The organism is Blastomonas sp. 34TW (assembly GCF_059803595.1).
The window spans coordinates 67,891-87,635 of record NZ_JAPFGW010000005.1 but is presented as its reverse complement, the minus strand read 5'-3'; the positions used below and the strand labels follow the sequence as shown (position 1 = coordinate 87,635).

Genomic DNA, 19,745 nt, shown 5'->3' with positions numbered 1-19,745 from the left:
AGGGGTTGCTGGCATGACGTTTGACAGGCGAAGCCTGTTGCTTTCCGGCATGGCAGGCGCGGTGGCAACCGCCCTGCCCGGCACCCTGGCCTGGGCCGCCAAGCCGCCGGGCAATCCCGATGAGGGATTCGCCCGGCTGCTGCGCCGCCACACCCATGCCTTTCTGCACCGCTCGCCCGAAGAGGCGACGAGTCTGGGCTATGATACCGGAGCCAATGCGTCGCTGCGCGCGCGGCTCGACGACCGTTCGCAGGCCGCGCGCGAGGCAGACCGCGCGGCCATCACGATCGCGCTGGCCGATCTCGACGAAATCGATGTCCTGGCGCTGTCGAAGCCTGCCCAGCTCGACCATGCGGTGGCGCGCTTCGTCTATGAAACGCTGGCCGATACGCTCGGCCGCTATGGCTATGTCGACGCCAATCTGCGGCCTAGCCCCTATATCGTCAGCCAGATGAACGGGGCCTATTACTGGCTGCCCGATTTCATCGGCGGAACGCATCCGCTGGAAAGCGCTGCCGATGTCGCGGCCTGGCACGACCGGCTGGCGGCGCTTGCGGTCGCGCTCGATCAGGAGACCGACCGGATCCGGATCGATGCCGCGGCCGGCGTCATCCCGCCCGGTTTCGTCATCGACCGCACGGTGCGCCAGATCGAGGCTTTGCGCGATGCGCCGCCGCGCACGTCATCGCTGATGGCCAAGGCGATCGCGCGCGCCGAGGCGGCGGGCCTCGGCGATATCGGCACCAGGGGCGAGGCGATCTTCGCCAAGGCGATCGCGCCTGCGCTAGGCCGTCAGGCGGAAACGCTCAAGGCGCTGCGGGCACAGTCGGTCGAGACCGCCGGATGCTGGCGGCTGCCCGATGGCGATGCCTATTATGCCAGCGCGCTGCGCGCCAACACCACCTCAACGATCGCGCCGGAGGAACTGCACCGCGAAGGGCTCGCCCAGTGCGCCGCGCTGATCGCCGAGATCGATGCCGGGCTGAAGGCGCAAGGCCTTTCCAAAGGCTCGGTGGGCGATCGGATCAAGGCGCTCAACGCCGATCCGCGCTTCACCGTGAGCGATGACGATGCGGGACGCGCTCAGATCATCAAGGCGGCCGAAGCCACGCTGACGCGGGTGCGCGAGCGGCTGGCGGGCGCGTTCAGCGCGGTCGAGATCGATCCGCTGGTGGTCCGGCGCATTCCGGTCGCGATCGAGAATGGCGCACCCGGGGCGTTCTATTCCGAGGGCATCGCGGGCCAGCCGGGCACCTATTCGCTCAACCTCAAGAACCCCGGCGAGCATCCGCTGTGGCGGCTGCCGACGCTAACACATCACGAGGGCATTCCCGGGCACCATTACCAGGCATCGGTGCTGCGCCATGGCAGCGCGCTGCCGCTGTTCCGCAAGGTCGTGCGCTTTTCCGCCTATACCGAAGGCTGGGCGCTCTATGCGCAGCAAGTGGCGGACGAACTCGGCGTGTACGAGGGCGACCCTTTCGGGCGCATCGGCTACCTTCAGTCCGAGCTGTTCCGCGCCGCGCGCATCGTCGTCGATACCGGCCTGCACCACAAGCGCTGGAGCCGCGAGGAAGCGGTGCAGTGGATGGTCGACAATGCAGGCGAAAGCCCCGAGAGCACCGATCGCGAGGTCGTGCGCTATGCCGTCTATCCCGGCCAGGCGTGCAGCTTCAAGGTCGGCGCGAACCGCATCGTCGCCGCGCGTGAGGCGGCGCGGGCACGGCTGGGCGCGAAGTTCGACATCCGCGGCTTCCACGATCTGGTGCTGCGCTCGGGCCCGGTGCCGATGGCGGTGCTCGAAGAGGCGGCTAGCCAATGGATGGCATGAGCTCTGCCCCACCGCGCAGATGGCATCTCGCACTGCTGCTGCTCCCTTTTCTGTGGCAGGTGGGCGCGGTGCCGCTGGTCAATGACATTGCCTGGCGGCCCTTCGGCCTGCCCTTTCCGATGGTGTGGCAGATGGCGGGCGTGCTGTTTGCGAGCGCCGTCATCGCGCTGGTCCGCGCGATCGACCTGAAGCGCGAGCAGCGCCGATGATCCTGGGCGTGACGCTGCTGGTCGTTCTGGGCACGATCATCGGAGCGGTGCTCTATGGCCGCGCGCAGAGCAAGGCGAGGTCGGTCGAGGACTGGGCGCTGGGCGGACGCCGCATGGGGACGCTGATCTTCTGGTTCCTCAATGCGGGCGAGATCTACACCACCTTCGCGGTGCTCGGCATATCGGGCTTTGCCTGGGCCTATGGCGCGCCGGCCCATCTCGCCTTCTGCTCGGTCTCGCTGTCCGCAGCGATCGGGTACTGGCTGATGCCGAAGATCTGGGCAGCAGGCCGCGCGCGGTCGCTCGTCACCCAGGCAGATTTCTTTGCCGATCACTATCGCGCGCGCTGGCTGGGCGTGGTCGTCGCGCTGGTCGGGATCGCCGCTTTGGTGGTCTATGTGCAGATCCAGATCACCGCGCTCGGCCTCATCCTGCGCATGACGCTCGGCACCGATGTCTCCCCCGGCATGGCGGCGGTGCTTGCGGCTGCGGCGATGCTGGCCTTCGTGTTCCTGGCAGGGCTGCGCTCCGCTGCCTTTGCTGCGGGCGTGAAGGACGTGCTGATGCTGGTGCTGGTCATCGCGCTCAGCGCCACCGTGGCGGGCATTGTCGGCGCCAGCTCGATGGCCGATGTCTATGCCCGCGCGCAGGATGCGTTTCCCGGCATCGGCAAGCTGCCGGGGCTGAAACGCGATAGCGGGCTGTCGACCACCTGGCTGATGACCTCGGCGCTCAATGTCGCGCTCGCCAACTGGATCTTCCCGCACATGTTCCAGCTGAGCTATTCGGCGGCGACCGAGGATGCGATCCGCCGCAACGCGATCTTCCAGCCGATCTATTCGCTGTCCTATTTCTTCATCATCCTGCTGGGCCTCGCAGCGCTGCTCGCGGGCACGATCCCCCCCGATGGCGATATCAACGCCGTGCTGCTGCAGTTCGTGTCCGATCGCTATCCGCCCTGGCTCGTCGGGCTGCTCGCGGGAACCGCCTGCCTGCTCGCGCTCGTGCCGGGATCGGTGCTGCTGCTCACTGCCGGATCGATCTTTGCGCGCAATGTCGTGAGCCCGCTCTATCCGGCTCTGAGCGATCGTGCCGGCCTGCTCGCCTCGCGGCTGTCGATGGTGGGCGCGGCGGCCATCGCGGTCTATCTGACGCTCGGCGGCAACCGCTCGCTGGTCGAGATCGGGCTGTCGGCCTATGGCGCGATCGGCCTGCTCGCGCCGGGCGTGTTCCTCGCCTTCCTCTGGCCGCGCACCAGCGCGGTTGCGGTCGCAGGCGGGCTGGTGGCAGGCTATGCGCTGCTCGTCACGCCCATCGGCGAGGCCTGGATCGCCGAGACCTTCGTCGAATGGGAACCGGGCCTGGCCGCGATGGGCGCCGCTTTCATCGTCACTGTAGCGCTCAGCCTCGTCGCCCCGCGCCGCGCCGGTGCGCCCGACCCCCTGCCCCTCACCCCGCCCCTCGCCTCGCAAGGAGAAACCGCCTGATGACCGACGCGCCCGCCTTTCTCGCCGCCGACCATGTCTCGTTCACTGTGCCCGATCTCGAAGCGGCGATCGCCTTCTATGCCGACACGTTCGGCGCGCGCGAGCTGTTCCGCATGGGGCCGCTCGCGGCGGGCGAAATCCCGGCGATGCCCGATGGCCGCGACTGGATGGAGGCGCATGTCGGGGTCGCGGGCGCCACGCTGACGCTCGCTATGCTCGAGCTGGTCGGCAATCTGAACCTGCAGCTGGTGCAATATGATGCGCCCGGCGATCGCAACCCGGTTCCGCCGCGCAACTGCGATGCGGGCGGGCATCATCTCGCGCTGCGCGTCGACGATGTCGAGAAGGCCGCTGCCTATCTCGCCGCCAGGGGCTGCACCGTGCAGAATATCATCGAGATTTCCGAAGGACCGCTCGCGGGCAAGAAGAACCTCTATATCCGCGACCCCTTTGGCCACAGCCTCGAAATCGTCGATTGAAGGAGCCTGCCATGTCCAATACCCGCCTCAACCCGCCCTCGCTTTACGAAAGCACCGGCTTCGGCTTTTCCCACGCGACGGTGCAGGACGGCGGCAGGACCATCCACCTCGCCGGCCAGGTCGCCTGGGACAAGGACTGCAACGTCGTGGGTCCAGGCGATCTCGCCGCGCAGACCCGCCAGGCGCTCGCCAATCTCAAGGCCGTGCTGGAGGCTGCAGGTGCGACCCCGGCCGATGTCGTGCGGCTGCGCACCTATATCGTCGATCACAGCCCCGACAAGCTGGGCGTGGTGCTGCCCGAGATCGGTGCATTCTACGATGGGGGCGTGCCTGCACCCAACACGCTGATCGGCGTCGCGGCGCTCGCCATGCCCGATTTCCTGATCGAGATCGAGGCGACCGCAGCGATCGGCTGACCGCCCTTGTCGATCTGGTCGGACGTCAGTCGATCAGATCGGCAATCGCCACCGGACGCGCCGGGAAGCGGGCGGTAAAGCCGCCGCCCGGCGCCGCCCCATGTTCGGCGAGCAGCGCGCGCACCGCATGCTCGCACGACCGGCCCTGGCACACGCCCATGCCTGCGCGCGACACGAGCTTGAGTGCGCTTGCATCCTCGGGCCCTGCAGTCGCCCTGATCGCGCGGATCAGCGCACCGCGCGTCACATCCTCGCAGCGGCACAGGATCGTGGCATCGTCGGCGAGCCCCGCGATCGCCGCGCGCGGATCGGCGATGCGGGCGAGCAGATCGGCAAAGCGCTGCAATTTCGCCAGTTCGCGACGGGTCGGCGCGGCGCGCATCTCTGCCTCGCTTTCGCTCAGCAACCCATCGGCCAGAAGAATCCCTATCGCCGCCAGCCGCCCTTCGCGCAGCGCGATCTCTGCCCCGGCCACCCCGGTCGTCTCGCCCGCCGCGCTGAGGCCTTGCACACTGCTGCGCTGCCAGCGATCAACCTTGGCCGCGATACCGCCGGTGCGCTCGCAGCGCTGCATCGCGCAGCCCGCCTGACGCGGCAGATCGGCCTGGGGCAGGAATCCGTAACCGGTGGCGAGCACATCGCAGGCGATTCTGCTGCCATCGGCGAATTCCGCCGCCTCGAGCCGCTCGCTGCCGATCGCGCGGACCAGCCGCTGCCCGAAGCGCACAGGCACGCCCGCGCGCCGCAAGTTCGCAAAGGCCGCAGCGGCATCGCGAAACGGGCGCAAGTTGCCGAGCGGCAGCAGCGGATCGCGCAGCAGCTGGCCCGCCATCGCACCCAGCCCTTGCGCGAAATGCACGCCGGCGACATCGGCCCCGGCCTTGCGCAGCTGATCGGCGACGAGCAGTTGCAGCGGATGCGTGCCCGCCAGCACGAAGCGCTTGCCCGGCACGACCTGCTGGCTCTTGAGGAACGCCTGCACCCCGCCCGCGCTCATCACGCCGGGGAGCGTCCAGCCGGGAAAGGCGGTGGGCATGTCATAGCAACCCGCCGCGACCAGCACGCGGCGCGCCAGGATCGTCAGCCGTCCGTCGCGGCCCGTTGCCAATAGCTCAAAGCGATCCGGCTGTCGGAACAGCCCCAGCACCGAAACCCCGCCGCGCCAGTCGAGCCCGTCCAGCGCCTCGCTGCGGTGGAGCTGCGCCTTGAGATCGTCATAGGTCGCGCCGGGCAGCCAGTCGCGCACGCCTAGCGTCGCAGGCGGCTGGCGCAGGATCTGCCCGCCCATCCGGGGCTGCTCGTCGAGCACGACGACGCCGAGGCCCGCCGCACAGGCGATCTCGGCTGCTGCCTGTCCGGCAGGACCACCGCCGATGATGGCCAGGTCGAACATCTCGCTCATCCGCGCCGCACCTCCATGCCGGGCTCGACCGGAACCAGGCAGGCCCGCAGCCGCCTTGCCGTTCGCCCCGGCACATCCACCGTCACGAAGCATTCGCCGCAGGTTCCCATGTTGCAGAACATGCCGCGCGCCTGGCCCTCCAGATCGGCGCGGAACACCGGCTTGTCCGCCGCGAGCAGCGCCGAGGCGAGCATCTCGCCGGGCAGTGCGGTCACCTCCGCGCCATCGACGCGGATGAGGATCGGCTCGGGATGGTGGCTGGCGATCCGGTGGCTCATCCCATGAACCCGTTCAGATGATCGAACCGGTCGGGGCTGAACAGCGCGAGTTCGCCGTCGCCGCCACACTCGCCCGCCATTTCGGCGGCGAGCAGCCGCGCGAAGGTCGGCCCCAGGGTGAAGCCCGATCCGCCTGCTGCGACATAGAGGCCGGGCACCCGGCTCACCGCACCGACCAGCGGCAGCTGATCCGCAGTCAATGCGACGATGCCCGTCCAGCTGCGGATGATGTTGAGCGCGGCGACGCCCGGCACGGTATCGGCCGCTGCCTTGAGGTTCGCGCGCAACGCCTCGGGATTGATCGTCGCGGGCCGCGAAAGGTCGAAGCCCGTGTCGGCGCGCTGCAACCGCGAGGCCCAGCCGCCGCCGATCAGGATGTTGCCGCTTTCGGCCTGTTTCATCGACAGTCGCCGCCCGACATGCTGCACCAGATGGCCGATCATCGGTGCGGTCCGCTCGGTCGCGGTCATCGTCAGCCCTGCCGGGAAGACCGGCAGGTGTAGATTGAACAGCACGCCGGTCCTCATGGTTGCAGCGCCGGTGGCGAGCAGCACGCGGTCGGCGCGGACCTGCTCGCGCCCCTCGCCACTGGCCAATGTGACCTGAAAGCCGCTTGCCGACCGGCCGACATCGGCGAGCCGTGTGTGTGAGCGCACCTCAGCGCCGCTTTCGATCGCGCGCGCGGCGAGCAGCCGGGTGATGGTGCGCGGGTTGGCATGGCCTTCATCGGCGAGCCAGGTGGCGGCGCGGATGCCGGGTGACAGATAGGGCGCGATCGCGGCCACGCCGGCGCTATCGAGCAACTCGGTCGGCACGCCGAATTCCGCCTCGCGCGCGGCCTTGCGCTCGATCAGCGCCACCTCGGCATCGCTCTCGGCGACCATCAGCCCGCCATGCATGACGATCTCCATCGCCGGGCCGAACTGCTGATCGAGCGCACGCCAGTCCTGGATGGCGAGCCGGTTGAGCGCGAGCACCCGGCTCGCCTGCTCGGCCAGCGCGGGCCCGTTCTCGAGAAAGCGCCGTTCGATCTGGAAATGCAGCGAGCCCGCATTCTGGCCCGAGGCCCCGCCATTGAGTTCGCCCGCCTCGACCAGCATGACGCTGGCCCCACGCTCCGCCAGATACCAGGCGGTGGCGCAGCCGGTCAATCCGCCGCCGACGATGAGAACATCGAGAGCGGTCATCCGCTCACAGCTTGCCGGCCTGGCGCAGCGTCGCTTCCACCTGGGCACGGCCATGCGCGTCGACATCGATCAGCGGCGCACGCACCCCGCCCACCGGCATGCCGAGCGCGGCAAAGGCGGCCTTGAGCACGGCCGGGCCCGAGCCGAACCGGCCTACCAGATCGGGCGTGTACCACTGGTCGAGGATCATCCGGTCCTTCGCCCCGCAAGCGCGCGCGGCATCGAGGTTTCCGGCCCAGAGATGGTTGTAGAAATCGGGCTGGTCGCGGCCGAGCACGCCGCCCGCGCCCATCGTGCCATCGCCACCGGCGCCGTTCAGCAGGGTCAGTCCGTGTTCGTCCATCGCGAAGCCGAAGATACGCACAGTTTCGCGCAACATGAAGAAGGTCTTGACGAAAAGATCGAGCCTGCCGGTCGATTGCTTGAGCGCGACCACGCCGTCCAGCCCGGCAATCCGCGCCAGCAGCTCGGGCGGCATGTCGATGCCCGTACCGGGCGGCCAATTATAGACGCAGATCGGCAGCACATTGGCGTCCGACACGGTCTTGTAGAACCGGAACAGCTCCTCTTCCGACGGGCGGACATAAGGCGGCGGGGTCAGCAATATGCCATCGAAGCCGCAATCGCGGGCATGGCGGGCAAGTTCGATGCTGTCCTGCGGCGTGAAGCTGGTGCAGCCTGCAATGATCGGCAACCGGCCCTTCATCTGCGCGCCGACCAGCGAGAACAGGTCGCGCCGCTCGGCAGGCGAGAGGCTGGTCCATTCGCCGGTGGTGCCGCCGATCACCAGGCCGTGCATCCCCTCGGCCAGCAGCCATTCCAGATACGCGCCCAGCCGCTGCGGATCGAGCGCGCCATCATCGCTGAACGGCGTCACGATGGCGGGCAGATAACCCCGCCAGTTCACTCTCGACCGCTTGTCTGCCACCTTCGGCAACTCCCCCAGGAAATTGTGTTCTCGTCACCCTGCGCCGATGTCTTGTGCTTCATCAATAGCAACGCAGGCCAATTGTCATTGCGTATCAGGCAACACTAAGCGACAAGCTTTCCATGCCCCATCGGCTCTAGGGAATGATCCATGTCCGATATAGCATTGCGTTACCTCTACGAAACCGTGATGGCCGGGTCGATGCGCGCCGCAGGCGACCGGCTGGGCGTGGCCGCCTCGTCGATCAGCCGCCAGGTTGCGCAGCTGGAGCTCGAATATGGCATGCCGCTGTTCGAGCGCGGCCGCCGCACGATCCAGCTGACCCAGGCGGGCGAGCTGGCGATCGAGCATTACCGTTCGCTGATGGCCAGCCGCGAATCGCTCTCGATGCGAATGGAAGAATTGCGCGAGGCACGCACCGGCATGGTCAGCCTGGGCGTGGGCGAGGGCTTTCTCGGCCCCTTTTTCAACCAGTTGATTGACCGCTTCCACCGCGAGCACCCGCAGGTGCAGGTGCTGAGCAACGTGACCTCGTCCACCGCGATCGTGCGCAGCGTGCTCGCGGACGAGGCGCATTTCGGGCTGGTGCTCTACACCCCGGCCGAACCCAATATCCGCGTACGCATTTCGGTCAACGAACCGCTGCGCGTCATGGTCGCGCCGGCGCATCCGCTGGCAGGCATGGCGCGCGTCTCGCTCGCCGATCTGGTGCAGCACCCGATCTGTCTGGGGCCGGAGGATTTCCTCATCCGCCAGCTGCTGCGCACCGCCGAAGCGCGACAGCGGCTGTTCCTGGAGCCGGCGATCGTCATCAACTCGATCCAGGCAATGCGCGATCTGGCGGCAACGGGCAGCGTCACCACTGTGCTGCCCGAATTTTCCGCGCGGCCAGAGATTTCCGACGGGCGGCTGCTCGCCATCCCGCTCGACGAGACGATCGACACGGTCACGGTCAGCCTGATCACGCGGATCGGCCGTCAGCTCGAAAGCGCACCGCGAAGGCTGCTCACCGCGTTCGAATCGGGCATGGCGCGATGGGCGGCCACCGCCAGCCGCTAGGGCTCCACCGTCACTCCACGGTAACGGATTTCGCGAGGTTCCTGGGCTGATCGACATCGGTGCCCTTGGCGACGGCGACGTGATAGGCGAGCAGCTGCACAGGCACGGCATAGACCAAAGGCGCGATCAGCGGGTGCACGCTGGGCATCTCGATCGTTGCGAGGCACCCCTCACCCGCTTCCGCCAGGCCGTCTGCGTCAGAGATCAGCACCACCTTGCCGCCGCGCGCGCGGACCTCCTGCATGTTGCTCACGGTCTTCTCGAACAGCGGACCCGAAGGCGCGATGACGATGATCGGTACCGCTTCGTCGATCAAGGCGATTGGTCCGTGCTTCATCTCGCCCGCGGCATAGCCTTCGGCATGGATATAGCTGATTTCCTTGAGCTTGAGCGCGCCTTCGAGCGCCAGCGCATAATCGGGGCCGCGGCCCAGATACAGCACGTCGCGCGCCTGCGCGATGGTGTGCGCCATCGCCTCGATCTCGGCATCGTGCGCCAGCGCGGCGTTAATCGCGGCAGGCGCCTCGATCAGGTGCCGCACGATCTCGGCCTCTTCCGCCGCATCGAGCCTGCCCTTGGCGCGCGCAAGGTTGACCGCCAGCGCCGCCATCACCGCCAGCTGGCAGGTGAACGCCTTGGTCGAGGCAACGCCGATCTCGGGCCCGGCATGCGTCGGCAGCAGCAGATCGACCTCGCGCGCCATCGAGCTGGTCGGCACGTTGATGATGCCGGCCGTGGTCACGCCACCCGCCTTCATGTGGCGCAAGGCCGCCAGCGTGTCGGCCGTCTCGCCCGATTGCGAGACGACCACGCCCAGCATGTTCGGCGTCAGCACGGGGTCGCGATAGCGGAACTCCGAAGCGACATCGACCTCGACCGGAACGCGTGCGAGTTGCTCGATCCAGTATTTGCCGATCAGCCCGACATAGGAGGCGGTGCCGCAGGCGATGATCGTCACCCGCTCGATATCCGAAAGCGCGAAGTCCATCTGCGGCAGCGCCACCTGCTGCTCGACCGAGCGGATATAGCTCTGCAGCGTCTGCGCCACGACCACCGGCTGCTCGAAGATTTCCTTCTGCATGAAATGGCGGTGATTGCCCTTGTCGATGAGCGCTCCGGTGACGCCCGACAGGGTGATCTCGCGCTCGACCGGCTGGTTGTCGGCATCATAGACCTGCGCGCCCTCACGGGTCAGTACGACCCAGTCGCCCTCTTCCAGATAGGCGATGCGCTGGGTCAGCGGTGCGAGCGCCAGCGCGTCCGATCCCAGATAGGTCTCATCCTCGCCATAGCCGAGCACGAGCGGCGATCCCAGACGCGCGCCGATCAGCAGATCGGGATGCTGGCGAAAGGCAATGGCGAGCGCAAACGCGCCGCGCAGTTGCGGCAACACCGCCTTGACCGCATCCTGCGGGCTGTCGCCCGCCTCGATCCGCTCGCTCACCAGATGCGCGACGACCTCGGTATCGGTCTCGCTCTCGAAGGTACGGCCGCGTGCGATCAGTTCATCGCGCAGCGATTTGAAGTTCTCGATGATGCCATTGTGCACCAGCGCCACCTCGCCGGTCGCATGCGGGTGCGCATTGGCGGTGGTCGGCGCGCCATGCGTTGCCCAGCGGGTGTGCGCGATACCGACATGGCCGGGTGCCGGATCGCGCGCGAGCACGTCGACCAGGTTGCGCAGCTTGCCCTCGGCGCGCCGCCGCACCAGCTGGCCATCGTGCACCGTGCAGACCCCGGCCGAATCATAACCGCGATATTCCATGCGCTTCAGGCCATCGACCAGATCGCCCACAACGTCACGACGGGCGAGAATTCCAACGATACCACACATTTACGATGGGCCTTTCAAAGCAGATAGGGAACGCGGATGCCCGGCATCTCTGCCGGGAAGTCCTTGGTATTTCGTGTAATCAGGATCGCCCCGTTCACCTGAGCGGTCGCCAGGATATAGGCGTCCATCAGCTTCATCCTGGTGCGAAAACGGATATCGGCTGCCGCGGAGGCGATACGCTGATCGATTTCGACCACGTCGAACGGCGACAACAGATGACGAATGGTATCGCGTTTTTCCAGCGGTTCGCCTGCCAGCACTTCGGTCCAGACGATCCTGCTGATCCGGTGATGGCGATAGCGCGACAGCTCCGAAATGGCTGGCGTTCTGTCCTTCAACCAGTCGATGAGGATGTTCGTATCAAAAAAAGGATCGGACACGGATCAGATATCATCATAGCTGCGGCGGTCTTCGCGCATGGCGCGCTGATATTCGACCGCGTCGCCGATATCATCGCGATCTTTCCAGTAGCCCGCACCGCGCTGAATCCAGCTGCGGTCATCCCCGTTCTGAACCAGATACAGCTTCACCGCCTCGCGAATGGTGGCTGCCCGCGACGTACTGCTCTTCGCCGCAATCGCATCGAGCTTCTCGATATCTTCGTCGGGGATTTCGGTCAGTATGCGCATGCGATCGTCATCTCCAGAACGGCGATGATATACTGATATCATATCATGATATCATGTCAAGGCATGGCGCACTGGCCAAACCGGGTGGCCGAAGTGATTACCCCACCAGATATTTCGCAAGCAACCACGCGCCACACCGTCAACACGATGCCAGCAAGCAACACCAAGCACGCCACAAAAACCGGGAAGAGCGGATGCCCCCTCACTTCCCCTCGCGCTTCTTCTTGCGCATCGCGTCGTGAAAGCGGTCGGCCCAGCCGGGCTTGACCAGCTGCTCGGCGCGGACCAGGCGCAACTCGCCATCGGCGACGTCGCGCGACACCGCGCTGCCCGCTGCCACGATCGCATCGCGGCCGATCCTGACCGGGGCGATCAGCGCGCTGTTCGATCCGATGAACGCGTTTTCGCCAATGACGGTCTGGTATTTGAAATAGCCGTCATAATTGCAGGTGATCGTGCCCGCGCCGATATTGGCGTTCGCGCCGACCGTGGCATCGCCCAGATAGGTCAGATGGTTCGCCTTGGCCCCCGGCCCCAGCACCGCCTTCTTCATCTCGACGAAATTGCCGACCTTCGCGCCTTCACGCATGTCCGCGCCGGGGCGGAGCCGCGCGAACGGGCCGACGGTGCAGCCGCTGGCGATGGTCGCCCCTTCGATATGGCTGAAGGCGTGGATCACCACATTGTCGGCGATGGTCACGCCGGGGCCGAACACGACATTGGGCTCGATCACGACATCGCGCCCGACAACGGTATCATGTGCGAACCACACGGTTTCAGGCGCGATCAGGCTTGCGCCATCAGCCATCGCCTGCGCCCGTCGACGGGCCTGCCAGATGCTTTCGGCTTCCGCCAGTTCGGCGCGGCTGTTGATGCCGATCAGTTCGTCGGGATCGGTCTCGACCACCACCGCCCTGTCGCCATCGGCCAGCGCCAGCATGATGATGTCGGGCAGATAATATTCACCCGCCGCATTGTCGTTGCCGACGCGTTCGAGCAGCGGCCAAAGATCGGTGGTGCGCACGGCGGTAACGCCCGAATTGCACAGCCTGACCGCGCGCTCGGCATCGGTCGCGTCCTTGAACTCGACCATTTTCGAGATCGAACCTGTGGCATCGGCGATGATCCGGCCATAGGCCTTGGCGTCCTCAGGCACGAAGCCCAGCACCGCGACACGTGGGCCATCTTCGGCGAGCAACCGGTCGCTGAGCCTGGCAATGGTCTCAGGGCGCAGAAAAGGCGTATCGCCGAAACAGACGATCGCGATGCCGTCGAACCCCGCCAATGCATGCTTTGCCTGCAATGCGGCATGCGCCGTACCAAGCTGTTCGGCCTGATGCGCTATGTCCACACCGCGCGGCGCGACCGAGGCCTCCACCTGTTCGCGACGCGCCCCCACCACGACCACCTGGCGAGCGGCCCCCGCCGCCTCCAGGCTGTCTAGCAGATGATGCAGCATGGGTTGCCCTGCTATCGGATGGAGCACCTTGTGCAGCTCCGATTTCATGCGCGTTCCCTGGCCCGCTGCCAGAATGATTGCTGCCAGCGGCTGCTCAGCCATTTCGTAACGTTCTCCGCGTTTCCCAAAGCAGATCGTGTTTACCCTTGGCACGAACTGCTTGCATCCGCCACCTTTTTCGGGCGATGCACTGCCCCATGACAGACTTTCCCTACCAAATCATTGGCTTTGATCTCGATGGTACGCTGCTCGATACCAGCCCCGAACTGACCGTTTCGGTCAATCACACGCTGGGCCTCGCCGGCTTGCCGCCGCTGACCCAGGAAGAGATCAAACCGATGGTGGGGCTGGGTGCCAAGCATATGCTGCAGGTGGGGCTCGAGCGTGCCGGCAACAGTGATCCCCAAGCGCTGCGCGAATATCTGCCGATCCTGCTCGACCATTATGGCGAGAATCTAGGCAGCGGCTCCCCGCCTTATCCCGGCCTGCTCGATTGCATGGCGCGTTTCGATGCGATGGGCGTGAAAATGACCATCGTCACCAACAAGTATGAGCGGTTCGCGGTGAAGCTGCTCAGCGAAGTCGGGCTGATCGACCGGTTCGCCTGCGTGATCGGCGGCGATACCATGGGCAAGGGCAAGTCCAAGCCAGACCGTGCGCCGATCGACGAGATGATCCGACGCTGTGGCGGCGAGCCGGGGTCGACGCCGGCGGCGTTCATCGGCGACAGCATCTATGACGTGATGGCCGCGCACAACGCCGGCATTCCGTGCGTCGCGGTCAGCTTCGGCTTCCTGCACCAGCCGGTGGACGAACTGGGCGCGGATGCGATCATCGACCATTATGACGAGTTCATCCCCACGCTGGAGCGGATTGCGGCGAAATAGGCCGTTCAGTATCGGACCCTGCCGTTTGTCCCGAGCGAAGTCGAGGGACGTGATCGCAACCGTTCAAACATGGGTCCCTCGACTTCGCTCGGGACAAACGAAGATTTTTGCCTACTCGCGGAGGTGCAGTCTACCCGCGATGCCCCTTGCGCCATTTGGTCCACAGATGGCGCGCCAGCATCGCCGGCGGCATGCGCAGCAGGTGCGAGCGGATATAGAAGCCCTGGCGCGTCAGCTTGCGCGTCTTGCGCCCCCAGCCATCGACCGCAGTGATCCGCCGCAGGAAGAGCGCGTCGGCAACGCCCGGGCGGATCGGCCAGATTGCCGGAGTGCCGAACAGCCGGTGTGCCAGACGCAGCGCGCGCGCCACGGGCGCGATCAACTGGTGCAGTCGCGCCCGTTCCGTTAGCCGGTCCGCGAAACCGGCGTCCTCGGCGACAAACTGCCGCACCAGCCGGTCGATGTCCCACAGGTTACGCATCCCGCCCGACAGGTCGCCATCGGCGATCAGATGCGCTGCCGCATGGCAGATCATGTCCGCAGGCGAGAGCACGTATAGACCCGACGACAGCTTCCGCGCATCGGCGATCAGCGCCGCGGCATCGGGCTTCGGCCCGGCGGTCAGCGGCAGGATGGTGTGGTGCACGTCGATCATCCGGTCGCGCTCGCCATGGATCAGCGGCGGCAGCTCGTGCATCCATTGCCGGTAATAGGCATCGTCATAGGGATCGGGCTTGACCCATTCCCAGCCCGCCTGCAGCAACGACGCCTCGACCTGATCGAGCCCTTCGCGCGCGACGAGAATGTCGAGATCGCCGATCGACCGCCCCATGGCGGCATCCAGCCCGGCAGCGGCAAAGGCGGTGCCCTTGAGCAGAATGACGCGACCCGGATAGCCGGCCAGCGCCATCTGCGCGCATTCGGCTTCCCACAAGGCCTGGCGCAGCCCGGCCTGGTTGGAAAGCCGCACATCGGCAAGCACCCGCGCCGTGGGGAAAGGCACTGGCTGGTCGGCCATGATCTCGGCCAGCGTTCCGATCAGCGACAGCGCACGGGCAGTGGACAGCAGCCGCGTCCAGCCGGCGGCATCGAGCCGGGCGACCGATGCGGGATCGGTGAGCGCGCGCGCAACCGACCAGCCGTCGATCATGCCGCTGCGGCCGCCCCGTCTCCAAACTGGCCCCCCATTCTGGCCCCCTGTTCGGACCAGAGTCGTTCGACCAGTTCGACACCCTCGTCGCCGGTGGCATAGTCGATCGCGCAGGCGGGAACCGAGCGCACGAAGCCGGTAAGCGCATCGAAGCCGCGCTCGCCCAAAGCGACATAATTGGTCGACGCCTGGGTCAGGCGCACGAAGCTCTCCGCCTCGTCCATGCGGCGCACCGCGCGAGGGAAGCCGAAGCGCGGGAAGAGCAGCAGGCCAGGCCTTGTCTCGCGCGCCATCTGCTCGATCCATTCGGTGCGCGGGCGCAGGTGGCGGATGGTGCCCTTGGGCGTATCGCGCAGCACCGGGCCGAAGCGCGTCTCGTCATCGACCTCGCGCTCCATCGCTGCGATCGCCTGGTTCTTGAGGCTCACCGGGCGCGGAAACGGCGCGATATTGCCGCTATCGGGATCGAGCAGGACGAATTCGTCGCCGAGGAAGCGCCAGCCGCGTTCGGCGAGCAGCGCCGACAGCGTCGACTTTCCCGCGCCCGACAGCCCGGTCATCACGACAGCCCGGCCCTGACGCGACACGGCGCTGGCGTGAAGCAGCAGATGCCGCCGCCAGCCCAGCGCCATTTGCAGGTTCATCGCCATTTCCGCTGCAAGCAGCCCCTGTTCCAGCGGCAATGGCAGCGCATCAGGTAGCGTGAAATCGCCCGCAATGGCGACCTGCGGGCGGACATAGCGGCGCAGCGCGGATGTTGCCTGCAGCCGCACCGTGAAATCGGGCACCACCTCTTCCATCGGATAGTCGGCATATAGCGCGCGCAGCTGATCGATCGGCGCGCGCCAATCGCTGCCGATGCGGAATCGGGCCGGTCCGACAGTGATGAAACAGGCATGGCGCATGGCAAGTGCCATATCGTTTGCGGCCCTGCGGACAAAATGGAAACGGGGGCCTATGCCCTCGAGCGATGCGGATTTACATCGCGCTGATGCAAGTGTGTCACGCCTGCGCGCGCACGCGCACCAGTCCCAGCGCGGCAAGCTCTGCCAGCCGCTCACCAAGTACCGTTTCGGGACGCTCCTGCGGGTCGTCACCGAGCAGATCGAATCGCCTGGCGATCTGCGCGACGAGCCGCTCAGCTGTGACAAATGTGCCTGCTCCGACAGCATCCAGCGCATCGAGCAGTTCGGGCACGGGTTCGGCCAGCAGATGCGTGATGCCCGAAGGCGCGTGATAGATCGCCTCCAGCCCGCCGAGCCTTACGCGCTTGAGCGCATGGCCGGGCAAGGCAGCATAGGCACGCTCGCTCACCGCCTGCGCCTCGGGTCAGCGGCGCGGCATCTGCAGCGAAGCATAGCAGGTAAAGCCGCTCTGCCCGTTCTGCAGCTTGCGGATATAGTTGAGATAAGCCTGCGACTGTTCGCGCGTGGTGCCCGGCAGGTTGCTGCCCTGCAGCGCCTTGCGCACCTCTTCCCCGGTAAAGTCGCGCGGCGACGGCGGAAAGGCGCCAGGCGTGTCGGGCGTCACCAGCTTGCCGGTGGGGTCGATATACATGCCCTTGCCGCGCTCGGGCACCGGGATCTGGCAGTTGAGCACCGATCCTGCGGTCTGTGCCAGCGCGGGGCGGATGCTGACCACGGCCGATGTGGCGACGGCCCCGATCAGCAGCGTCCTGCGGGCCGCATCGACAGGCGCAGGTCCAACACCCGAATCGCTGGGGGTGGAGCCATCCATGTTGCTGTCGTCAGCGTGCATCTTCATCGTCCCAAACGCGCAAAATCGCAGCGCAAATATCGGCCGAAAAGACTAAAGACCCGTCACCGGCGCAAAGGCAAGGCCTTTGATCGGCTGTCCTTTGCCGGGACAAGGCAAGCCACCGCCATGAAAATGCGCACCGCCCCGATCATCGATGGCGCGGCCCAGCCAAGGCTGGTATAGCCCGCGCGACATGGGACAGGCCAGCGGAACGGGACTGAACGGCGGCCGCTTCCTCCTCGCGACAGCAGTGCTGGGCGCAGGGGTCGCGATCAGCCAGTTCGGCACAAACGGCATGGAGCAGGCGATGATCTGCTTCGCCGCAGGCATCGTTGCGATCGTCATCATGGCCGACCTTTCGAGCCCGGCCAAGCACAACCCCCAGGCCGCCGCCCCGATCCGCGAGCCCGAGGTCAAGCCGATCAGCCAGCATCGCGATTTTACCAGCTTTATCGACGGGCTGGCCGACCCGGTGCTGGTGCTGACCGGCACCAATGTCCGCCGCGCCAACAGCGCCGCGCGCAAGCTGCTGGGCGAATATTGCGTCGGCGAGGATATCCGCCTGGTCATCCGCCATCCGGCAGCGGCCGATCTGCTGGCAGAGGCGAGCCTGGCCAATGAAGGGCCGATCCAGCTGGTCGGCATCGGCAGCCGCGACCAGCGCTGGGAAATGCTGGTGCGCGACATGCCCGGCGGCGAACGCATATTGCACCTCTGGGATCGCTCGGGCGTCTATGCGGTCGAGCGGATGCGCACCGATTTCGTCGCCAATGCCAGCCACGAGCTGCGCACCCCGCTCGCCTCGATCAAGGGCTTTATCGAGACGCTGGAAGACAAGGAAGCTGGCGACGATCCCGAGATCCGCGCTCGCTTCCTCAATGTGATGTTCCGCGAAGCCAATCGCATGCAGAAGCTGATCGACGACCTGATCTCGCTCTCGCGCATCGAGGCAGAGAAATTCCGCGTACCCGACACCCCGGTCGACCTGCCCGATCTGATGCGCGAGGTTCAGTCTGTGCTGCGCCAGAGCCAGCCCGAGCGCGGCGCGGATATTGTCGTCGATATCGGCCCCGACCTGCCGCCGCTTCGTGGCGACCGGGCGCAGCTTTCGCAGCTGCTGCACAATCTGGTCTCGAACAGCATGAAATATGGTCAGGCCGGTACTCCGGTCACAATGCGCCTGCGCGCCTCGCGCAACGGCGCGCTGCTGCGGCTCTCGGTGAGCGATTGCGGCGAAGGCATCGCGCCCGAGCATCTGCCGCGCTTGACCGAGCGCTTCTATCGCGTCGATTCGAGCCGCAGCCGCGCGATCGGCGGCACGGGCCTCGGCCTGTCGATCGTGAAGCATATCGTCGAGCGGCACCGCGGCCGGCTGGAAATCGACAGCGAAGTCCAAAAGGGCACGACCATCACCATCACCCTGCCCGCCGATCCGCGCGGGGCTCAGGGCGATGCTTCCGCACCGGCCGACGAGCCCGCGCTGCCCGCCTGAGGCGCCACCGTCCGGACCCGCCGGAAGCGCTGTCACAAAAGCGTCACCTGATTGTCATGTTCGGGCAACGGCCCCTCCCTAACGGCCTCAACGGAAGGGGGCCAGGCAAAGGCATGATCCGCGTCGCGCGATTCTGCCATGTCCGCTGTCGCCGCCTTCATGGCCGGACGTGCGGCTGATGTTCTTGCCCAGAGAGGGGTCGACGTGTTGATCAGGAAGCTCGCCTTTGCCTGCCTTCCGGCGCTTTTGCTGGCCGGATGCAAGGACCCGGCGTCGACCAGCGAGGGCAGCAGCCGCAGCGAGATTCGCATCGTCGGCTCGTCCACCGTCTTCCCTTTCGCCAAGAAGGTGGCTGAGGAATTCGTCAATTTCGATCCCGAGCGCCGTTCGCCCATCCTTGAATCGACCGGTACCGGCGGCGGGGTGGAGCTGTTCTGCGCGGGCGTCGGCGCGAAGACGCCCGACATCGTCAACGCCTCGCGCCGGATGAAGAAGAGCGAGTTCGAACGCTGCCAGGCCAATGGCGTCGACGGGGTGATCGAGATCGTGATCGGTTTTGACGGCATCGCGCTCGCCCAGTCGACCAAGGGACCCAAGCTGTCGCTCACGGTCGAGGAATTCTACACCGCGCTCGCCGCCCAGCCGTTCGGCAAGGGGCCCAATACCGCGATGCGCTGGCCGGATATCAATCCGGCGCTGCCCGATACGCGGATCAACATCTTCGGCCCGCCCGCCACCTCGGGCACGCGCGATGCGCTCGAAGAGATCATCATGGAAAAGGGCTGCAAGACCGATCCGGCGATCAAGGCGCTGTCGGACAGCGACAAGGAAAAGTTCGAGGACATCTGCCACTCGATCCGCACCGACCAGGCCTATACCGATACCGGAGAGAACGATAACCTGATCGTCCAGAAGCTTTCGACCAACCCCGATGCGGTCGGCATCTTCAGCTACAGCTATCTAGCCGACAATGCCGACACCGTGCGCGGCGTGCCGATCGGCGGCGTCGAGCCGAGCTATGCGACGATCGAGAACGGCACCTATCCCGGCGCGCGCACGCTCTACATCTATGTGAAGAAGAAGCATGTCGACGTGATCCCGGGCCTGCGCGAATTCGTCGCCGAATTCCTGCGCGGCGGGGAGCACGAGGGCTATCTCACCCGGATCGGCCTGATCGCCGCGCCCGACAAGACCCGTACCGAGATGCTCGGTCGCATCAAGTCGCTCACCCCGCTCGACGGCGCGGACCTGAAATAAGCA

At 66.3% G+C, this 19,745-nt stretch carries 21 protein-coding genes; 9 read left to right on the top strand and 12 right to left on the bottom strand.

Annotated elements, in window-relative coordinates; translation table 11 throughout:
• The first annotated feature begins 13 nt into the window (after positions 1-13).
• From OPU69_RS08270 to OPU69_RS08250, 5 genes are read left to right on the top strand one after another with little or no spacing between them, the layout of a single operon-like run.
• On the top strand, positions 14-1,831 hold the full coding sequence (locus OPU69_RS08270; protein ID WP_498510313.1) for a DUF885 domain-containing protein: 1,818 nt from the start codon (positions 14-16) through the stop codon (positions 1,829-1,831).
• Positions 1,828-2,040 carry a DUF3311 domain-containing protein gene (locus OPU69_RS08265; protein WP_060977209.1) on the top strand — a complete coding sequence of 71 codons (213 nt, stop codon included), beginning with the start codon at positions 1,828-1,830 and terminating at the stop codon, positions 2,038-2,040. The genes OPU69_RS08270 and OPU69_RS08265 overlap by 4 nt, the downstream gene beginning before the upstream one ends.
• On the top strand, positions 2,037-3,527 hold the full coding sequence (locus tag OPU69_RS08260; protein ID WP_498510311.1) for a sodium:solute symporter family protein: 1,491 nt from the start codon (positions 2,037-2,039) through the stop codon (positions 3,525-3,527). The genes OPU69_RS08265 and OPU69_RS08260 overlap by 4 nt, the downstream gene beginning before the upstream one ends.
• Positions 3,527-4,006 (top strand): VOC family protein, encoded by a 480-nt coding sequence (locus OPU69_RS08255; RefSeq protein WP_498510309.1) that lies wholly within the window; start codon positions 3,527-3,529, stop codon positions 4,004-4,006. The genes OPU69_RS08260 and OPU69_RS08255 overlap by 1 nt, the downstream gene beginning before the upstream one ends.
• A gap of 11 nt (positions 4,007-4,017) precedes the next feature.
• On the top strand, positions 4,018-4,422 hold the full coding sequence (locus tag OPU69_RS08250) for a RidA family protein (protein WP_060977296.1): 405 nt from the start codon (positions 4,018-4,020) through the stop codon (positions 4,420-4,422).
• Between the two features lie 25 nt (positions 4,423-4,447).
• Here the strand turns inward: OPU69_RS08250 and OPU69_RS08245 are convergent, their stop codons facing one another.
• Genes OPU69_RS08245 through OPU69_RS08230 form a run of 4 tightly spaced genes read right to left on the bottom strand, consistent with a single transcriptional unit; the run spans position 4,448 to position 8,217 of the window.
• Positions 4,448-5,824, bottom strand: a complete 1,377-nt coding sequence (locus OPU69_RS08245) for an FAD/NAD(P)-dependent oxidoreductase (RefSeq protein ID WP_498510306.1) — start codon at positions 5,822-5,824, stop codon at positions 4,448-4,450.
• Positions 5,821-6,102, bottom strand: a complete 282-nt coding sequence (locus OPU69_RS08240; protein ID WP_060977213.1) for a (2Fe-2S)-binding protein — start codon at positions 6,100-6,102, stop codon at positions 5,821-5,823. Before OPU69_RS08240 ends, OPU69_RS08245 begins: the two co-directional genes overlap by 4 nt.
• Complete coding sequence (locus tag OPU69_RS08235; RefSeq protein ID WP_498510304.1) at positions 6,099-7,289, bottom strand: NAD(P)/FAD-dependent oxidoreductase; 1,191 nt, start codon at positions 7,287-7,289, stop codon at positions 6,099-6,101. Before OPU69_RS08235 ends, OPU69_RS08240 begins: the two co-directional genes overlap by 4 nt.
• Positions 7,290-7,293: 4 nt before the next feature.
• On the bottom strand, positions 7,294-8,217 hold the full coding sequence (locus OPU69_RS08230; protein ID WP_060977297.1) for a dihydrodipicolinate synthase family protein: 924 nt from the start codon (positions 8,215-8,217) through the stop codon (positions 7,294-7,296).
• A 150-nt stretch (positions 8,218-8,367) separates the two neighbouring features.
• Here OPU69_RS08230 and OPU69_RS08225 point away from each other — a divergent pair, with 150 nt between their 5' ends.
• A complete protein-coding gene (locus tag OPU69_RS08225) occupies positions 8,368-9,276 on the top strand; it encodes a LysR family transcriptional regulator (protein ID WP_498510302.1) in 909 nt (302 codons plus the stop codon).
• 10 nt (positions 9,277-9,286) lie between these two features.
• Here OPU69_RS08225 and glmS read toward each other — a convergent pair whose 3' ends face one another.
• The 4 genes from glmS to glmU all read right to left on the bottom strand — a co-directional run bounded on the left by glmS (position 9,287) and on the right by glmU (position 13,300).
• Entirely contained in the window at positions 9,287-11,110 is a 1,824-nt protein-coding gene (gene glmS, locus OPU69_RS08220; RefSeq protein WP_498510300.1) for a glutamine--fructose-6-phosphate transaminase (isomerizing), read from the bottom strand.
• A 14-nt stretch (positions 11,111-11,124) separates the two neighbouring features.
• The gene (locus OPU69_RS08215; protein WP_060977217.1) at positions 11,125-11,490 is read right to left on the bottom strand and encodes a type II toxin-antitoxin system VapC family toxin; all 366 of its coding nucleotides are present in this window, start codon (positions 11,488-11,490) and stop codon (positions 11,125-11,127) included.
• 3 nt (positions 11,491-11,493) lie between these two features.
• A complete protein-coding gene (locus tag OPU69_RS08210) occupies positions 11,494-11,739 on the bottom strand; it encodes a ribbon-helix-helix domain-containing protein (RefSeq protein ID WP_060977218.1) in 246 nt (81 codons plus the stop codon).
• 202 nt (positions 11,740-11,941) lie between these two features.
• Positions 11,942-13,300, bottom strand: coding sequence for a bifunctional UDP-N-acetylglucosamine diphosphorylase/glucosamine-1-phosphate N-acetyltransferase GlmU (gene glmU / locus OPU69_RS08205; protein WP_498510298.1), 1,359 nt, complete (start codon positions 13,298-13,300; stop codon positions 11,942-11,944).
• A gap of 95 nt (positions 13,301-13,395) precedes the next feature.
• On the opposite strand from glmU, the gene OPU69_RS08200 reads away from it, so the two are divergent.
• Complete coding sequence (locus tag OPU69_RS08200) at positions 13,396-14,085, top strand: HAD hydrolase-like protein (RefSeq protein WP_498510296.1); 690 nt, start codon at positions 13,396-13,398, stop codon at positions 14,083-14,085.
• 130 nt (positions 14,086-14,215) lie between these two features.
• Here OPU69_RS08200 and OPU69_RS08195 read toward each other — a convergent pair whose 3' ends face one another.
• The 4 genes from OPU69_RS08195 to OPU69_RS08180 form a co-directional block, all read right to left on the bottom strand.
• The gene (locus tag OPU69_RS08195) at positions 14,216-15,235 is read right to left on the bottom strand and encodes a nucleotidyltransferase domain-containing protein (RefSeq protein ID WP_498510294.1); all 1,020 of its coding nucleotides are present in this window, start codon (positions 15,233-15,235) and stop codon (positions 14,216-14,218) included.
• The gene (locus tag OPU69_RS08190; RefSeq protein WP_498510517.1) at positions 15,232-16,140 is read right to left on the bottom strand and encodes an HprK-related kinase A; all 909 of its coding nucleotides are present in this window, start codon (positions 16,138-16,140) and stop codon (positions 15,232-15,234) included. Before OPU69_RS08190 ends, OPU69_RS08195 begins: the two co-directional genes overlap by 4 nt.
• Before the next feature lie 97 nt (positions 16,141-16,237).
• Entirely contained in the window at positions 16,238-16,549 is a 312-nt protein-coding gene (locus OPU69_RS08185; RefSeq protein ID WP_060977222.1) for an HPr-rel-A system PqqD family peptide chaperone, read from the bottom strand.
• 15 nt (positions 16,550-16,564) lie between these two features.
• Positions 16,565-16,972, bottom strand: a complete 408-nt coding sequence (locus OPU69_RS08180; RefSeq protein WP_081096919.1) for a hypothetical protein — start codon at positions 16,970-16,972, stop codon at positions 16,565-16,567.
• 175 nt (positions 16,973-17,147) lie between these two features.
• Here OPU69_RS08180 and OPU69_RS08175 point away from each other — a divergent pair, with 175 nt between their 5' ends.
• Entirely contained in the window at positions 17,148-18,485 is a 1,338-nt protein-coding gene (locus OPU69_RS08175; protein WP_230962356.1) for an ATP-binding protein, read from the top strand.
• A 138-nt stretch (positions 18,486-18,623) separates the two neighbouring features.
• Positions 18,624-19,742 carry a substrate-binding domain-containing protein gene (locus OPU69_RS08170; RefSeq protein WP_498510291.1) on the top strand — a complete coding sequence of 373 codons (1,119 nt, stop codon included), beginning with the start codon at positions 18,624-18,626 and terminating at the stop codon, positions 19,740-19,742.
• Positions 19,743-19,745: the final 3 nt, after the last annotated feature.

Coding starts and splice junctions, on each gene's coding strand:
- OPU69_RS08245 (WP_498510306.1), bottom strand. CDS start 5,824: ATGAGCGAGATGTTCGACCTGGCCATCATCGGCGGTGGTCCTGCCGGA.
- glmU (WP_498510298.1), bottom strand. CDS start 13,300: ATGGCTGAGCAGCCGCTGGCAGCAATCATTCTGGCAGCGGGCCAGGGA.
- OPU69_RS08190 (WP_498510517.1), bottom strand. CDS start 16,140: ATGCGCCATGCCTGTTTCATCACTGTCGGACCGGCCCGATTCCGCATC.
- OPU69_RS08200 (WP_498510296.1), top strand. CDS start 13,396: ATGACAGACTTTCCCTACCAAATCATTGGCTTTGATCTCGATGGTACG.
- OPU69_RS08195 (WP_498510294.1), bottom strand. CDS start 15,235: ATGATCGACGGCTGGTCGGTTGCGCGCGCGCTCACCGATCCCGCATCG.
- OPU69_RS08180 (WP_081096919.1), bottom strand. CDS start 16,972: ATGGATGGCTCCACCCCCAGCGATTCGGGTGTTGGACCTGCGCCTGTC.
- OPU69_RS08175 (WP_230962356.1), top strand. CDS start 17,148: ATGGCGCGGCCCAGCCAAGGCTGGTATAGCCCGCGCGACATGGGACAG.
- OPU69_RS08265 (WP_060977209.1), top strand. CDS start 1,828: ATGAGCTCTGCCCCACCGCGCAGATGGCATCTCGCACTGCTGCTGCTC.
- glmS (WP_498510300.1), bottom strand. CDS start 11,110: ATGTGTGGTATCGTTGGAATTCTCGCCCGTCGTGACGTTGTGGGCGAT.
- OPU69_RS08235 (WP_498510304.1), bottom strand. CDS start 7,289: ATGACCGCTCTCGATGTTCTCATCGTCGGCGGCGGATTGACCGGCTGC.
- OPU69_RS08255 (WP_498510309.1), top strand. CDS start 3,527: ATGACCGACGCGCCCGCCTTTCTCGCCGCCGACCATGTCTCGTTCACT.
- OPU69_RS08270 (WP_498510313.1), top strand. CDS start 14: ATGACGTTTGACAGGCGAAGCCTGTTGCTTTCCGGCATGGCAGGCGCG.
- OPU69_RS08225 (WP_498510302.1), top strand. CDS start 8,368: ATGTCCGATATAGCATTGCGTTACCTCTACGAAACCGTGATGGCCGGG.
- OPU69_RS08170 (WP_498510291.1), top strand. CDS start 18,624: ATGTCCGCTGTCGCCGCCTTCATGGCCGGACGTGCGGCTGATGTTCTT.
- OPU69_RS08240 (WP_060977213.1), bottom strand. CDS start 6,102: ATGAGCCACCGGATCGCCAGCCACCATCCCGAGCCGATCCTCATCCGC.
- OPU69_RS08210 (WP_060977218.1), bottom strand. CDS start 11,739: ATGCGCATACTGACCGAAATCCCCGACGAAGATATCGAGAAGCTCGAT.
- OPU69_RS08250 (WP_060977296.1), top strand. CDS start 4,018: ATGTCCAATACCCGCCTCAACCCGCCCTCGCTTTACGAAAGCACCGGC.
- OPU69_RS08260 (WP_498510311.1), top strand. CDS start 2,037: ATGATCCTGGGCGTGACGCTGCTGGTCGTTCTGGGCACGATCATCGGA.